The organism is Brevundimonas sp. FV1ye4L (assembly GCF_058681255.1).
This window is the reverse complement of the sequence record NZ_CM178734.1, coordinates 763,669-777,466: the sequence shown is the minus strand read 5'-3', so window position 1 is coordinate 777,466 and position 13,798 is coordinate 763,669. Positions and strand designations below refer to the sequence as shown.

The 13,798-nt window shown below is 66.6% G+C and carries 15 protein-coding genes and 3 tRNA genes; 13 read left to right on the top strand and 5 right to left on the bottom strand.

Annotation, left to right across the window (positions count from 1 at the left end):
- The first annotated feature begins 18 nt into the window (after positions 1 to 18).
- Both ACW17X_RS03665 and ACW17X_RS03660 read left to right on the top strand, forming a co-directional pair.
- Positions 19 to 468 (top strand): hypothetical protein, encoded by a 450-nt coding sequence (locus tag ACW17X_RS03665; RefSeq protein WP_492099706.1) that lies wholly within the window; start codon positions 19 to 21, stop codon positions 466 to 468.
- Positions 469 to 645: 177 nt separating this feature from the next.
- A complete protein-coding gene (locus tag ACW17X_RS03660; protein ID WP_492099705.1) occupies positions 646 to 2,793 on the top strand; it encodes a sodium-translocating pyrophosphatase in 2,148 nt (715 codons plus the stop codon).
- Between the two features lie 62 nt (positions 2,794 to 2,855).
- Here ACW17X_RS03660 and ACW17X_RS03655 read toward each other — a convergent pair whose 3' ends face one another.
- Positions 2,856 to 3,335 (bottom strand): outer membrane protein assembly factor BamE, encoded by a 480-nt coding sequence (locus tag ACW17X_RS03655; protein WP_492099704.1) that lies wholly within the window; start codon positions 3,333 to 3,335, stop codon positions 2,856 to 2,858.
- A 91-nt stretch (positions 3,336 to 3,426) separates the two neighbouring features.
- Between ACW17X_RS03655 and ACW17X_RS03650 the strand changes: the two genes are divergently transcribed.
- The 7 genes from ACW17X_RS03650 (at position 3,427) to ACW17X_RS03620 (ending at position 7,573) form a co-directional block, all read left to right on the top strand.
- Positions 3,427 to 3,951, top strand: a complete 525-nt coding sequence (locus ACW17X_RS03650) for a ubiquinol-cytochrome C chaperone family protein (protein ID WP_492099703.1) — start codon at positions 3,427 to 3,429, stop codon at positions 3,949 to 3,951.
- Between the two features lie 4 nt (positions 3,952 to 3,955).
- The gene (locus ACW17X_RS03645) at positions 3,956 to 4,474 is read left to right on the top strand and encodes a YceD family protein (protein WP_492099702.1); all 519 of its coding nucleotides are present in this window, start codon (positions 3,956 to 3,958) and stop codon (positions 4,472 to 4,474) included.
- A gap of 106 nt (positions 4,475 to 4,580) precedes the next feature.
- Positions 4,581 to 5,657 (top strand): phosphate acyltransferase PlsX, encoded by a 1,077-nt coding sequence (plsX, locus tag ACW17X_RS03640; RefSeq protein ID WP_492099701.1) that lies wholly within the window; start codon positions 4,581 to 4,583, stop codon positions 5,655 to 5,657.
- Entirely contained in the window at positions 5,654 to 6,631 is a 978-nt protein-coding gene (locus ACW17X_RS03635) for a beta-ketoacyl-ACP synthase III (RefSeq protein ID WP_492099700.1), read from the top strand. The genes plsX and ACW17X_RS03635 overlap by 4 nt, the downstream gene beginning before the upstream one ends.
- Before the next feature lie 78 nt (positions 6,632 to 6,709).
- Positions 6,710 to 7,018, top strand: coding sequence for an integration host factor subunit alpha (locus tag ACW17X_RS03630; protein ID WP_267516756.1), 309 nt, complete (start codon positions 6,710 to 6,712; stop codon positions 7,016 to 7,018).
- A gap of 5 nt (positions 7,019 to 7,023) precedes the next feature.
- Positions 7,024 to 7,455 (top strand): MerR family transcriptional regulator, encoded by a 432-nt coding sequence (locus tag ACW17X_RS03625; RefSeq protein ID WP_492099699.1) that lies wholly within the window; start codon positions 7,024 to 7,026, stop codon positions 7,453 to 7,455.
- Between the two features lie 41 nt (positions 7,456 to 7,496).
- A tRNA-Pro gene (locus ACW17X_RS03620) sits at positions 7,497 to 7,573 on the top strand.
- Between the two features lie 289 nt (positions 7,574 to 7,862).
- Here ACW17X_RS03620 and ACW17X_RS03615 read toward each other — a convergent pair.
- The 3 genes from ACW17X_RS03615 to ACW17X_RS03605 all read right to left on the bottom strand — a co-directional run bounded on the left by ACW17X_RS03615 (position 7,863) and on the right by ACW17X_RS03605 (position 9,225).
- Positions 7,863 to 8,501, bottom strand: coding sequence for a hypothetical protein (locus tag ACW17X_RS03615; RefSeq protein ID WP_492099698.1), 639 nt, complete (start codon positions 8,499 to 8,501; stop codon positions 7,863 to 7,865).
- Between the two features lie 45 nt (positions 8,502 to 8,546).
- Positions 8,547 to 8,894, bottom strand: a complete 348-nt coding sequence (locus ACW17X_RS03610) for a hypothetical protein (protein ID WP_492099697.1) — start codon at positions 8,892 to 8,894, stop codon at positions 8,547 to 8,549.
- Positions 8,895 to 9,150: 256 nt separating this feature from the next.
- A tRNA-Asn gene (locus ACW17X_RS03605) sits at positions 9,151 to 9,225 on the bottom strand.
- Positions 9,226 to 9,287: 62 nt separating this feature from the next.
- Between ACW17X_RS03605 and ACW17X_RS03600 the strand changes: the two genes are divergently transcribed.
- The gene (locus ACW17X_RS03600) at positions 9,288 to 10,100 is read left to right on the top strand and encodes a TrmH family RNA methyltransferase (RefSeq protein ID WP_492099696.1); all 813 of its coding nucleotides are present in this window, start codon (positions 9,288 to 9,290) and stop codon (positions 10,098 to 10,100) included.
- Positions 10,101 to 10,383: 283 nt separating this feature from the next.
- Here ACW17X_RS03600 and ACW17X_RS03595 read toward each other — a convergent pair.
- Positions 10,384 to 10,457, bottom strand: a tRNA-Cys gene (locus ACW17X_RS03595).
- A gap of 135 nt (positions 10,458 to 10,592) precedes the next feature.
- Between ACW17X_RS03595 and ACW17X_RS03590 the strand changes: the two genes are divergently transcribed.
- From ACW17X_RS03590 to ACW17X_RS03580, 3 genes are all read left to right on the top strand, one after another.
- On the top strand, positions 10,593 to 11,222 hold the full coding sequence (locus tag ACW17X_RS03590; RefSeq protein ID WP_492099695.1) for a protein-L-isoaspartate O-methyltransferase family protein: 630 nt from the start codon (positions 10,593 to 10,595) through the stop codon (positions 11,220 to 11,222).
- A 120-nt stretch (positions 11,223 to 11,342) separates the two neighbouring features.
- Positions 11,343 to 12,878, top strand: a complete 1,536-nt coding sequence (locus ACW17X_RS03585) for a TolC family outer membrane protein (protein ID WP_492099694.1) — start codon at positions 11,343 to 11,345, stop codon at positions 12,876 to 12,878.
- A gap of 167 nt (positions 12,879 to 13,045) precedes the next feature.
- Positions 13,046 to 13,699 (top strand): DUF2497 domain-containing protein, encoded by a 654-nt coding sequence (locus ACW17X_RS03580; RefSeq protein WP_492099693.1) that lies wholly within the window; start codon positions 13,046 to 13,048, stop codon positions 13,697 to 13,699.
- Positions 13,700 to 13,798: the final 99 nt, after the last annotated feature.

The window sequence follows — 13,798 nt, the reverse complement described above, 5'->3', positions numbered from 1 at the left end:
TTGGCTAGGATGGCGGTCATGGATCGCAGAACCCTGATCACATCCGGAACCGTCGCCCTGGCCGGCGCGGTCGCCACGGCGGCCGCGACGCCAGCCGTCGCAGGCGCATCGTCCAGCAAGACTCCTGCCGAGGCCCCGTCTCTAAGTTTGCCCGGCCTGGGCCTGCCCGTCATCGCGGACGGGCGGGTTCGGAATTATGTCTTCGTGTCGCTGAAGCTCCATATCGGAGGGGGCAAGACCCCGGAAGACATGCGGCTGAAAGAGGCCTTCTTCCGAGACGCCCTGGTGAAGGCGGCGCATCGCGCGCCTTTCACGGTGACCGGAGACTGGACACGTCTGGACGAGGGACGGATGTCGGCCGCTCTGATATCCGCCGCCAACACGATTTCGGGGCGAGGCTCGGTGACCCGGGTCGAAGTTTTGAGCCAGGCCCCGCGGCGTCGGGCGGGCATGATCGCAGCGCGCTGAGCCGCCTGATCGATCACGGTTGCGTCAACGCGGCGCCCATGACACGCTGACCTTGCAAATCCCACGGGACGCACTGACGCGTCCGCCGCGCTCGGGGGGACCGGACGTCGGACAGAGGCGATAACGCCCGCCCGTCGCAAGGGCCCGTGCGCTTGTTGCAAGGGCATGGAAACGCCAATGACGATCTATCTTACGCTGGTCTTCGCGGCCGGTGTTCTGGCGGTGCTGTACGGCGCCGCCCAGACCGCCGTGCTGATGAAGGCGAGCACCGGTAACGACAAGATGCGAGAGATCGCGGCCGCCATTCAGGAAGGCGCCTCGGCCTATCTGAAGCGGCAATATCTGACCATCGGCCTGGTCGGGATCGTGATCCTGATCGCCGCCTATCTGCTGATCGGCGTCTATGCGGCGGTCGGTTTCGTGATCGGGGCCGTCCTGTCGGGCGCGGCTGGTTACGCCGGCATGCTGATCTCGGTGCGGGCCAATGTGCGCACGGCGCAGGCGGCCTCTGAAAGCCTGTCCAAGGGGCTGAACCTGGCCTTCCGGTCAGGGGCGATCACCGGCATGTTCGTGGCGGGCGGGGCCCTGATCGGGGTGTCGGGCTATTATATCGTGCTGACGCGCCACATGGGGCTGGACCCGGTCGGGCGCGAAGTGATCGACGGCCTGGTGGCCCTGGGCTTCGGCGCCTCGCTGATCTCGATCTTCGCGCGTTTGGGCGGCGGGATCTTCACCAAGGGCGCCGACGTGGGCGGCGACATGGTGGGCAAGGTCGAGGCGGGCATTCCTGAGGACGATCCCAGGAACGCCGCGACCATCGCCGACAATGTGGGCGACAACGTCGGCGACTGCGCCGGGATGGCGGCCGATCTGTTCGAAACCTATGCGGTGACGACGGTGGCGACCATGGTGCTGGCGGCCATCTTCTTCCGCGACCAGCCCTATGTGGATACGCTGATGGTGTTGCCGCTGGCGATCTGTGCGGTCTGTATCGTGACCTCGATCATCGGCAGCTTCTTCGTGCGGCTGGGCAAGAGCCAGAACATCATGGGCGCCCTGTATCAGGGACTGATCGTGACCGGCGTCCTGTCTATCGGCGCGGTCTGGTGGGTGATCGACCAGATGGTGACGGGACCGATCGTGACCGGGAGCGGCCTGACGATCCAGCCGATGGCCCTGTTCTGGTCCGGCATGGTCGGGCTGGCGGTGACGGCGGCCATTGTGGTGGTGACCGAGTACTATACCGGCTCGAACTTCCGGCCGGTGCAGTCGGTGGCCAACGCCTCGGTGTCCGGTCACGGGACCAATGTGATCCAGGGGCTGGCGGTGTCGCTGGAGGCCACGGCGCTTCCGGCCCTGACCATCATCGTCGGCATCGTGGCCAGCTTCCAGCTGGCGGGCCTGTTCGGCATCGCCATCGCCACCACGACCATGCTGGGCGTGGCGGGGATGATCGTGGCGCTGGACGCCTTTGGGCCGGTGACGGACAACGCCGGAGGGATCGCCGAAATGGCGGGCCTGCCCAGCGAGGTGCGGCATTCGACCGATGCGCTGGATGCGGTGGGCAACACGACCAAGGCCGTGACCAAGGGCTACGCCATCGGTTCGGCCGGCCTGGGGGCGCTGGTGCTGTTCGCCGCCTATACGTCGGACCTGCAGTATTTCTCGGCCAATCCGGCGGACTATCCCTTCTTCGCCGACATGGGGCCGATCGCCTTTGACCTGACCAACCCCTATGTGGTCGTGGGCCTGCTGTTCGGGGGGCTGCTGCCCTTCCTGTTCGGCGGCATGTCGATGATGGCGGTCGGGCGCGCGGCCGAGGCTGTGGTGGCCGAGGTGCGGCGTCAGTTCCGTGAGAACCCCGGCATCATGACCTATCAGGTCAAGCCGGAGTACGGCCGGGCGGTCGACATCCTGACCAAGGCGGCGATTCGCGAGATGATCGTGCCGTCGCTGCTGCCGGTGCTGTCGCCCGTCGTGCTGTTCGTCGCGGTGCTGGCGATTTCGGACAAGGCCAACGCCTTCGCCTCGCTGGGCGCCATGCTGATGGGGGTGATCGTCACCGGGCTGTTCGTGGCTGTGTCGATGACCTCGGGCGGCGGCGCCTGGGACAACGCCAAGAAGGTGATCGAGGAAGGCTTCACCGACAAGAACGGCGTGGTCCACGGCAAGGGCTCGGAGGCGCACAAGGCCGCTGTGACCGGCGATACGGTGGGCGATCCCTACAAGGACACCAGCGGCCCGGCGGTGAACCCGATGATCAAGATCACCAATATCGTGGCCCTGCTGCTGCTGGCGGTGCTGGCGAGCGGGAATATCGGCTGACCCATACGAAGACGCCCCGGAGAGCGATCTCCGGGGCGTTTTTCCTTGGCGACGCGGGGCCCTTAGTCGGGGCGACGTTGGCCGGGGGTGTCGTCCTCGGTGCGCGGCAGCTGGCCGCGGCCGACGTTGCCCAGCAGCTGTTCCAGCACGGTCAGGGCGCGGCCGCGGGTCGGGGTTTCCTTGGTGTTCATGGCGATCTGCTCGCCGTCGGTCAGGCCCAGGGTGCGGACGGCGGAGACCTTGTCGCCGTTCGGCTCGAACGTCACTTCGGTGATGGTGCGGCTGGAGATGACCGGGCGGTTGTAGGTGTATTTCTCGGTCGTCTGGCTGATGTAGTACCAGACCTGGTCCGGTTCGAAGGTCGAGGTGGTCGACGGCGAACCGAGGCGGGCCAGGACGGATTCCTTGGTGTCGGTGCCCGCCACGATGTCCTGGGGCTTGGCGTCGATGGCCTGGAAGCCGTTGGAACCGATCATCGGGGCGCAGGCGGCGGACAGGCCGGCCAGGGAAACGGCGACGAAAAGCGGGACGAAACGAGACATGATCGGGCGCCTGCGAGAGAACAAGGTCTTTGACCTAGACGGACCTGCGTCCTAGTTCAACGGCGCGGCGGAAAAGGGGCCGTATAAAACCATGCTGAAAAACCTGTTCAAAACCCGGACCGGCGTCCGTATCGGCGACGCCCTGTACGCCCTGGCGGTGGAACAGGCGCGAAATGTCGGATTTTACACGCGTCTGGGCGTGGCTGATCGGATCGACGCGCGGTTCGAGCTCTATACGCTGCACGTGCTGTTGCTGGTGCTGCGATTGCGCGATGAGAACACCGAGCCGGGGCGGGATGCGGCCCAGGCCCTGTTCGACGTCTATGTCTCGGCTCTGGATCATGCGCTGCGGGAAGAGGGCGTGGGCGATGTCTCGGTCGGCAAGAAGATGCGCAAGCTGGGCGAGGCCCTGTACGGGCGGATGAACGCCTATGAGACGCCGTTGCGCGACGACGACGCGGCGGCCCTGACCGAGGCCCTGGCGCGCAACGTCTATGCAGAGACGGGGGCGGAACGAGCGGCTGATCTGGCGCGCTACGCCCTGGCCGCGCGGACCGGTCTGGCGGCGCAGAAATTTAACGAAGTGCTGGCGAAGCCGGCCTGGACGGATGTTTGAGACGATGAGCGTGAACCTTCCCTACAGCGAGACGGTGCGGGTCAATCAGATCGGCGCCGGGCTGAGCCGGCGGCTGGAGCCGGACGCGGACGTGCGCAAGCGAATCGCCCGCGCCCTGGATTTGCAGGGGCTGGAGGACTTCGTCGTCGAGATCGAGGTCAAGCCGACCCCGTCGACCAGCGAGTGGACGATGAAGGGCCGGGTCTCGGCCCATGCGGTCCAGACCTGCGGCCTGACGCTGGAGCCGCTGCCGGTCGATGTGGACCGCCGATTCTCCATCCAGCTGGTCGAGGCCGCGCCGCAGGAGACCGATGAGATCGAGGTCACCCTGGACGAGGAAGACGCTGATCTGATCGAGGACGGCAAGATCGATCTGGGTCAATACGCCGTCGAGCAACTGGTGCTGTCGCTGGACCCGTTCCCGCGCAAGCCGGGCGCGGAGTTCGTGCAACCGGAAGAGCCCGCCGAAATCTCGCCCTTCGCCGCCCTGAAGGCCTTGAAGCCCCAGGACGACCAAGGCTGAGGTTGACGTAAGGGCCGGGTGGTTGCATCCCCCGGCTTCAGCGCTATCGTCCAGCGCCCTATATACAGCGTCGCGCGACAAGACGACGCGGCTATTCGAGGTCCATTTGCCAGCCCCAGTTACGATCTCGCTTGACGCCATGGGCGGCGATCACGGGCCATCCGTCGTCGTTCCCGGCATCCGCAGCTATGTCCGCACCCATGGCGGGGAGGGGGTTCGCTTCCTGCTGCACGGCGACGAAGCCCAGATTCGTCCTGAGTTGGCGCGCGCCGACCTGTCGGATGCGGTCGCCGAGATTCGCCACACCGAAAAGGTCGTGGCTATGGACGAGAAGCCCGCCCAGGCCATGCGCCGGGGCAAGGGCTCCAGCCTGTGGAACGCCGTCGAGGCGGTGAAGACGGGCGAGGCCGGCGGCATCGTCTCGGCCGGCAACACCGGCGCCCTGATGGCGATCTCCAAACTGATTCTGCGCATGTCCGCGCCGGGGCTGGAGCGGCCGGCCATCGTCGCCAGCTGGCCGACCTTCAAGGGCCATACGGCGGTGCTGGACGTGGGCGCCAATATCGGCAGCGACGCCGAACAACTGGTCGAATTCGCCATCATGGGCGAGGCCTTCCAGTCGGCGGTGCGCGGCATCGCCCGGCCTACGATTGGTCTGCTAAACGTCGGTTCGGAAGACATGAAGGGCAACGAGCAGGTCAAGGAGGCGCACGCTATCCTGCGCGACGGGCCGTTCGATTTGAATTATCACGGCTTCGTCGAGGGCGACGACATCGCCAAGGGCACGGTGGACGTGGTCGTGACCGACGGCTTCACGGGCAATATCGCCCTGAAGACGGCCGAGGGCACGGCGCGCTATATTTCCGCCCTGCTGCGCGAGGCCCTGACCTCGAACCTGCAGTCCAAGCTGGGCGCCGCTATCGCCATGCCCGCCTTGAAGAAGATGCGCGAGAAGATCGATCCCAGCACCATCAACGGCGGCCCTCTGCTGGGGCTGAACGGCATTGTGGTGAAGAGCCACGGCGGCGCCGACGCAAAGGGATTCGGCAATGCGATCCGTATCGCGGTCGATCTGGCCCGAAGCGACTATATGACCAAGGTGGGCGCCAATCTGGGCAAGCTGGACGCCGTGTTCGACCATTCCAGCCCGCCCGCCGTCCCCGCCGGAGAACCCCTTCAGTGAGCGTCACCCGCAGCGCCGTGACCGGCGTCGGCTCCTATCTGCCGGAGCAGATCGTCACCAACGCCGACTTGGCCAAGTTCGTCGACACCTCCGACGAATGGATCCAGGAACGCACCGGCATCAAACAGCGCCACAAGGCGCGCGACGACCAGCCGACCAGCGACCTTGCCGTGGAAGCCGCCAAGAAGGCCCTGGCCGACGCCGGCAAGACGGCGGCGGACGTTGACCTGATCATCGTCGCCACCACCACGCCCGACATGACCTTCCCCGCCGTCGCCTCGATCGTGCAGCATAAGCTGGGCGCCGGGGTGGGCGTGGCCTTTGACGTCCAGGCGGTCTGTTCGGGCTTCGTCTATGCGCTGAGCGTGGCCGACGGCTTCGTGGCGCGCGGCCTGTCGAAATGCGCCCTGGTGATCGGCGCCGAGGAAATGACGCGGCTGATGGACTGGACCGACCGGACCACCTGCGTCCTGTTCGGCGACGGCGCCGGCGCCGTGGTGCTGGAGCCGCGTGAGGGACAGGGGGCCTCAGCCGACCAGGGCATGCTGGGCTTCGCCCTGCGCGCCGACGGGTCCAAGACCGATCTGCTCTACGTCGACGGCGGTCCGGCCACGACAGGGACCGTGGGCCATCTGCGGATGGCCGGGAACCAGGTCTTCCGTCATGCCGTGGTGAACATCGCCGAAGGCATCACCGCCGCCTGCGCTGCGGCGGGCATCGAAATCGCCGACGTGGACTGGTTCGTGCCCCATCAGGCCAACCAGCGGATCATCAAGGGGGTCGGCGACCGACTGGGTCTGGACGAGAACAAGGTGATCTCGACCGTGGCGATGCACGCCAACACCTCGGCCGCCTCCATACCCCTGGCGCTGGATGCGGCGATCCAGGACGGACGGATCAAGAAGGGCGACATGGTCCTGCTGGAGGCTATGGGCGGCGGCCTGACCTGGGGCGCCTGCGCGTTGCGACTCTAGGTTAAGCCCATAGGCATTGATTTTCCGCAGACTTTGCGCGCCTATAGGCGCAACGGACCGAACCAAGCCGGGGATATGATGTCAGGCCAACAGACCGTAACGCGCGCCGATCTCTGCGAAGCCGTGCATGAGGAGGTCGGCCTGTCCCGGCAGGAGTGTTCGGCCCTGGTGGAACGGACCCTCGAACTGATCGTGGAAGCCCTGGAGCAGGGCGACACGGTCAAGCTGTCTGGGTTCGGCGTCTTTCAGGTCCGCGAGAAACGCGCCCGCATGGGCCGCAACCCCAAGACCGGCGAACCGGCGGCGATCAACCCCCGTCGCGTCATCAGTTTCCGCGCCTCTCAGATCATGAAGAGCCGGGTTCACGACGCCGTCGTCGAGGCCTGATTCGCTTGGCCAAGAGCGCCGACGCCTTCCGCACCATTTCCGAGGCGGCCGAGGAGGTCGGGGCGCCGCAGCATGTGCTGCGGTTCTGGGAGACTAAGTTCACCTTCGTGGCGCCTGTAAAACGGGCGGGCGGACGGCGCTTCTATCGCTCGCAGGACATCGCTGTGCTGAAGGCCGTGCGGCGACTGTTGCATGACGACGGCCTGACGATCCGCGGCGTCCAGCGCCTGCACAAGGAGCAGGGGCTGAAGAAGCTGGTCGGCGCCGAGACGGCCGCCCTGATCGAGGACGGAGAGAATTTCGCCGCCGCCGGGAAACCGGCGCCCACGGGCGGCCGCGCCGAACATGCGGATTTGCTGGGGGTTCTGGCCGATCTGGAGCAGGCGAAGGCGCGTCTGGACGCCGTCCTGTCGCGGTCGGTGGAAAAGTCGTTTTAGCGTTTGCGGACAACGGTCGCCCCGTCTATAGGGAGCGCCTTCGGAGCGTGGCGCAGCCTGGTAGCGCACTTGACTGGGGGTCAAGGGGTCGCAGGTTCGAATCCTGTCGCTCCGACCATCTTCCCCAAAGAAGACGGTTGGTTGGTTGAAAGGGTCGCTTTCGGGCGGCCCTTTTGCAATTTTGCTTTGGCGTTTCGGGCGCCGGTCTCGACACGCCTGCGGCATCAAGTCCGCACCCAAGTCCGTTATGGCGCGGATCGAGGCGTGGCGATCTGACCGGGCCGGAGCAAGTTGACCTTTGGCCGCCAATAGCGCCACGGCGGCCGTCGGCGATCGAAATTACAACGACCCGACGCTGAAACGCCGGGTCGTTGCTTCTTACGAGGGGCCTAGGATCGTACGAAAGCCTAGCGATACCGGGCGCGTTCCTCGTTGATCTGGGCGGCGGTATAGGGTTGGGCCTCGGCGTCGAAACGGGACCAGCCCGTTTGACGGTAGGCTTCGCCCCGGGTGGTCGCGTCGTAGCCGCGGCTGCCGTCGAGTATCGCCTGGATCTGATCGGCTTCGTCTCCGTCCGCCTTGACGCTGACGAGGGTTCCGCCGCGACGCACGCCTTCGGAATAGACGTGCGCCTCTTCCTCGCTGTGACCGGCTTCCTTCAAGGCGCCGAGCAGGCCGCCGGTCGCGCCGCCGGCTGCGGCGCCGACGGCTGCACCGACCGCTGTCGAAGCTAGCCAGCCCGCCGCCACCACAGGACCAAGGCCGGGAATGGCGAGCATGCCGAGGCCAGCGAGCACGCCGGCGCCGGCGCCGAGCACGCCGCCGGTGGCTGCGCCCTTGCCGGCGCCGTCAGCCACGTCGTTTTCACCGTCGCCGTTCCGGTCGCCCAGGGGCCCGGCCTTATGGTCGCCGGAGCCGCTGTGCCAGTTTTCGGTATTGTTGGAGACGATGCTGATCTTGTCGTGGGAAACGCCCGAAGCTTCGAGTTTCGAAACGGCGTCGAGGGCTTCGGTGTGGCTGTCGAACAGCCGAGTGACGGTCGCCATGATGGGCTCCTTGAGAATTATGAGGAAGGGTGAGGAGGCCGAGGCCTATTGAGGCGTCACGACGCCCTTGTAATCGACCGAGACAGTCGTGGTTTCACCGCCGGCGCGCGCGGCCTGGGCTTTCCAGATGCCTTGTTCGTCCTGGGTCAGGGCGCCGGAAACGACATAGCCCTGCTTCTCGATCGCTTCGCGGGCCTGGCCTTCGGTGAAGGAGTTGGCGCCTGGCGTAAGTGCGGTCTCGCCCGTCGTGTCCTGGGTGTCGACGGCGGGGTTCATGGGCGATTCAGCAGAAGACACGGCGGGCCCCTCGACGGTGGCGTCGGTCTGTTCCCCGTTTCCGCAGGCGGTCAGGAGGGCGGCGGTCGCCGAGAGGGCGAGTGCGGCTCTTAACATGGTGGCGTTCCTTTCAGGGTTGCCACCAAAAAAGGGACCGTCGACCGTGTTCGTTCCTAAGGCCAAGTTTGATTGGACGAGGTTTTTTCGTCCAACCGCCATAGCAAAGTTGCTGCGACGCTTCCCCGTCGAGCCCGAAAATCACCGCACCCGAACAAAAATCTCGTCGGATTGCGAACTGGAAATTTCGGGGAAATCTGGGTCTGGGACAAAGCCCGCCAGAACGCGTCGTATCGCAACGCTGTTCTGCCCCGAGTGGCTCCGCGGGTAGGATTCGAACCTACGACCAGCCGATTAACAGTCGGCTGCTCTACCACTGAGCTACCGCGGAACTGCTCGGGAGGCGGGCCTATAGCAGCGGCCATTCGATTCGTGCAATGGGAAAAACGACGAATGCGCACGATCTCTATCAATGACCCTGAAGACCCCCGGATATCCGGCTTTCGCGATATCCGCGAACGCGACCTGACGGGCCGCGAAGGCCTGTTCATCGCCGAAGGGGAGGTGGTGGTGCGGGTTCTGGCGTCGGCGGCGTCGCTGTGCCGGCCGCGGGCCCTGCTGCTGGCCGAGAAGCGGGCGGAGGCGCTGGCGGACGTGATCGAGGCGCTTGCGGATGCGACGCCCGTCTATGTCGCCGGTCAGGCGGTTCTGGACCGGATCGCCGGCTTTCCCCTGCACCGGGGCATTCTGGCCCTGGGCGAGAAGCCGGTCGCTCCGCCGTTGTCGGATGTGCTGGAGACGGTGGCGGACGACGACGTCTTCGTGATCGCCAGCGGCATAGGCAATCACGACAATATGGGCGGTCTGTTCCGCAATGCGGCGGCGTTCGGCGCGCGCGCCGTCTTGCTGGACCAGTCTTGCTGCGATCCCTTCTATCGCAAATCCATCCGGGTTTCGGTCGGGGCGGTGTTGAGGACGCCGTCGTCGGTTTCCGATTCCGCCGAGGCCCTGGTGGCGGCGATGCAGGCGCGGGGGGTGGAGGTGGTGGCCCTGACGCCCTCGGCGACTGAAAGACTGGCGGATTATCGGCGACAGGGGCCGGTCGCCCTGATGGTCGGTTCGGAGGGGCCGGGCCTTCCGCGGGCGGTGATCGAACGGTGCCGCGCCGTCGGCGTGCCCATGGCGGGCGGCTTCGATTCGCTGAACGTCGCCGTCGCCAGCGCCCTGGCTCTGCATCATGTGACCAGCGCCACAGCCGCAGCCTAGGCCCGCCGCTCACCAGGATGTGACACGTTAAGGATTTGTACACCTTGTCGCGCGGCCGAAACTGTGACGCCATGGGTCCCGTTGGTGTGGGGGCGCGCGATGAACATTCTGTATTTTCTGAGCCGAAACGTCCGGGCTGCGATCTTTGTCGCGGTCGCCGCCGCCGGGCTGGGCGCGGCAGGGGTGATTGGCTGGATCACCGCCCCGGTCAGCTGATCGGCGAGCGCTGAAACGAAAAGAGGCGCGGATCCGGGGATCCGCGCCTCTTGTTCTATTGTCGCGATGGAGGCCTGACCGGGAATCGAACCCGGGTGCAAGGATTTGCAGTCCTCTGCGTCACCACTCCGCCATCAGGCCGCTTTTTGTCCCGATTTCTCGGGGGCGGTCATCGCGAGGGGCGTTCGCTATCAGATCGGATTGTCCGCTGCAACGCACGGAACTATAAGCGCGCGAGATTTCCTCTCCCGACTATCGATTGAAAGCTGCCCAAAGATGGATTTCACCGCCGAGCGCAAGGCCATGGTCGACTCGCAGGTCCGCGTGAACGACGTCACCAGTCATGAAATCCACATGGCCATGATGGACGTCGCCCGCGAGCGCTATTGCGCCCCAGAGCGGGTCTTCGCCGCCTATTCGGACGCGGCGGTCGAGATCGCGGGCGACCGCAGGCTGATGCCGGCGCGCGACCTGTCCAAGCTGCTGCAGGCGGCGGATGCACGCGAAGGCGAGAAGGCCCTGGCCATCGCCGCCCCCTACGCCGCCGCTGTTCTGGCCCGCATGGGACTGACGGTCACGGCGCAGGAGGCCGATCCGGCCGTGTTCGAGGTGGTGGGCGAGGCCCTGGCCGAAGAGGGCGTCGCCACGTCGGTCGCGCCCCTGGACGCCCCGGCGGGCGACGGCTGGGATCTGATCGTGTGCGAAGGTGGCGTGGCGGCTCTGCCCGAGGCCTGGGGCAAGGCGCTGCGGACGGGCGGGCGCATGGTTCTGGTCGAACGGCGCGGCGCCATCGGCAAGGCCGCCCTGTATGTGAAGGGTCGCGAAGGCCTGTCGCGTCGGGAACTTTTCGATTCGTCGCCGGCGCTTCTCGCGGAACTGACGCCGGCGCCTACATTCGCATTCTGACGTCGTCCGTGGCGCTCGCGGAAAGCGTGAAAAAAACTTAACTGGCGTCAGCTCGACTGAGGCCGCAGTTACGCTTGATGACATTCGGGCGCTCCCGGGGGCGTCAGGCAAGGACGGACAATGTTGAAACGCTCGCGTGTGCTGGCTTCGGCCGCTGTGGTGGCTCTTGTGACGGGTCTGGGGGCGCCCGCCTGGGCCGAGACGCTGCAGGAAGCGATCGCCCTGGCCTATCAGACCAATCCCAGCCTGCTGGCCCAGCGGGCGAATCAGCGCGCGCTGGATGAAACCGTGGTTCAGGCGCGGTCGGGTCTGCGCCCGACGCTGAGCGCCTCGGCCGGGGTCGACTACACCCGCAACGATTTCCCGACCGTGACCCAGTTCGTGGATACGAACGGCGATGGCGTGCCGGACACCCAGGTGTCCAGTTCATCGACGGACAGCGACGGCGCCAACCTGGGCGTCAGCCTGTCGCAGAACATCTGGACCGGCGGCCGCACTTCGCTGGCGATCGATCAGGCCCGGGCCAGAGTGATGGCGGGGCGGGAGAACCTGCGCGAGATCGAACAGTCGGTCATGCTGTCGGTGATCCAGGCCTATGTGAACGTCACCCGCGACATGGAAATCCTGCGCATCCGCCAGGAAAACCTCGCCGTGCTGCAACGCCAGCTGGATGAGACCAGCGCCCGATTCGAGGTCGGCGAAATCACCCGGACCGACGTGGCCCAGGCCGAGGCCTCGCTGGCCCAGTCCGAAGCCGACCTGGCCAACGCCCAGGCCCAGCTGTCGACCAGCCGCGCCGCCTATGCCGCCGTGGTGGGCCAGTCGCCCAGCGATCTGGAGACCACGCCGGTTCTGCCGATCGTTCCCACCGATTTCGACGCCGCCATGGAGATCGCCCTGGCGCGTAATCCCGGCGTGCTGTCGGCCACCTATTCGCTACAGGCGGCGGAAGCCGCCGTCGCGGCCGCGCGGGCCGAATATCTGCCGTCGGTGCGCGCCACGGCTTCATACGGCGGCACGGCGACCGATCTGGGGAATCTGGACGAGCTGGCGGATCGCCGCAGCTTCACCGCCGGCGCCACCCTGTCGGTGCCCCTGTTCACGGGCGGCCTGAACCGGTCACGCGTGGCCCAGGCCCTGGAACAGGCCAACGCCGCCCAGATCGCCGTCGAGGGCGAGCGCCGCACCGTGCTGCAGAACGTCAGCTCGGCCTATGCCCAGGTCCTGTCGACCCGTGCGAACGTCGCGGCCGGCGAAGAAGCGGTGCGCGCCGCATCGGTCGCCGCCGAGGGCGTGCGGCAGGAGGCCCAGGTCGGCCTGCGCACCACCCTGGACGTGCTGAACCAGGAAGTGACCCTGCGGGCGTCGCAAACCTCGCTGGCCACCGCTCGCGCCGCCGAATATGTGGCCCGCGCCTCGCTGCTGTCGGCCATGGGGCAACTGGAAGGGCCGAGCCTGAACGCCAACCTCGCCGTCTATGACGCCAAGGCCAATTACGACCGCGTCCGCAATCGCGGCGGCCTGCCGTGGGACGGTGTGATCGAGACCCTGGACCGCGTCGCCTCGCCGCCCGTCGTCGACGCCGACGACGCGCCTGATGCGCCGATCGACACCCAGCTGAAGACCGACGTCATCCGGACCGCGCCCGGCGCCTGACTTCGGTCGGGCGGCGTGCTCCAAAACGCCCGTTGATTCTGGCGGGCGTTGATGCGACGACACTAACCGGGACCGGAAAGACTTGATCTTTCCAGCCCCAATCCGTGAATAGTGTCGGGGGTCGCCTCGACGCCCCCGTTTCATCCCAGGCCTCTCCCAGGTTAGTCATGTCCGATCAGTCCGCCCAGGAACCCACCATGGAGGAGATCCTGGCGTCGATTCGCCGGATCATCTCCGAAGACGACGCGCCGGCGGAGACGCCCCCGGCAGCCGCCGCCCCGACGCCGGAGCCTGAGCCGGCCCCGGAGCCGGAGCCGGCCCCGGAGCCGGAGCCGGAGCCTGAACCGGCCGCCCCTGAGACCATCTTTGAGGCCCCGGCTGAGCCCGAGGCTGAGCCGGAAGCCGTCGAGGAAGACGTGCTCGAACTGACTGAGCTGTACGAGGCGCCGGCGGAAGAGGCGGCGTCGTCAGAGACCATCGGCGATCTCGACATCGTTGAGACAGCGCCCGAGCCCGAACCCGAGCCCGAGCCCGAGCCCGTCGAAGCCGCCGCCTCGGCGCCCGAGCCGGCCTATGATTCGCTGGTCGGCGAAAGCGCCGCCGCCAGCGCCGCCTCGGCCTTTGCAGGCCTGGCCGCGTCGTTCAAGAAGCCGGAGGCTCCGGCGTCGGGCGACATGCCGTTCGTCAGCGGCAACACCGTCGAGGCCATGGTCGCCGAGATGCTGCGTCCGCTGCTGAAGGACTGGCTGGACAATAATTTGCCCGGCATCGTTCAGGCGGCGGTACAAAAGGAAGTCGAACGCATCGCGCGCAGCGCCTAGCCCTTCGCTTCACCGCAGACTATCGAGGGGCGGCTCCTGCGGGGGCCGCCCTTTGTCATTCAAGGCCGTCTCCCGGCCACACGACAACGATCAAAGAAG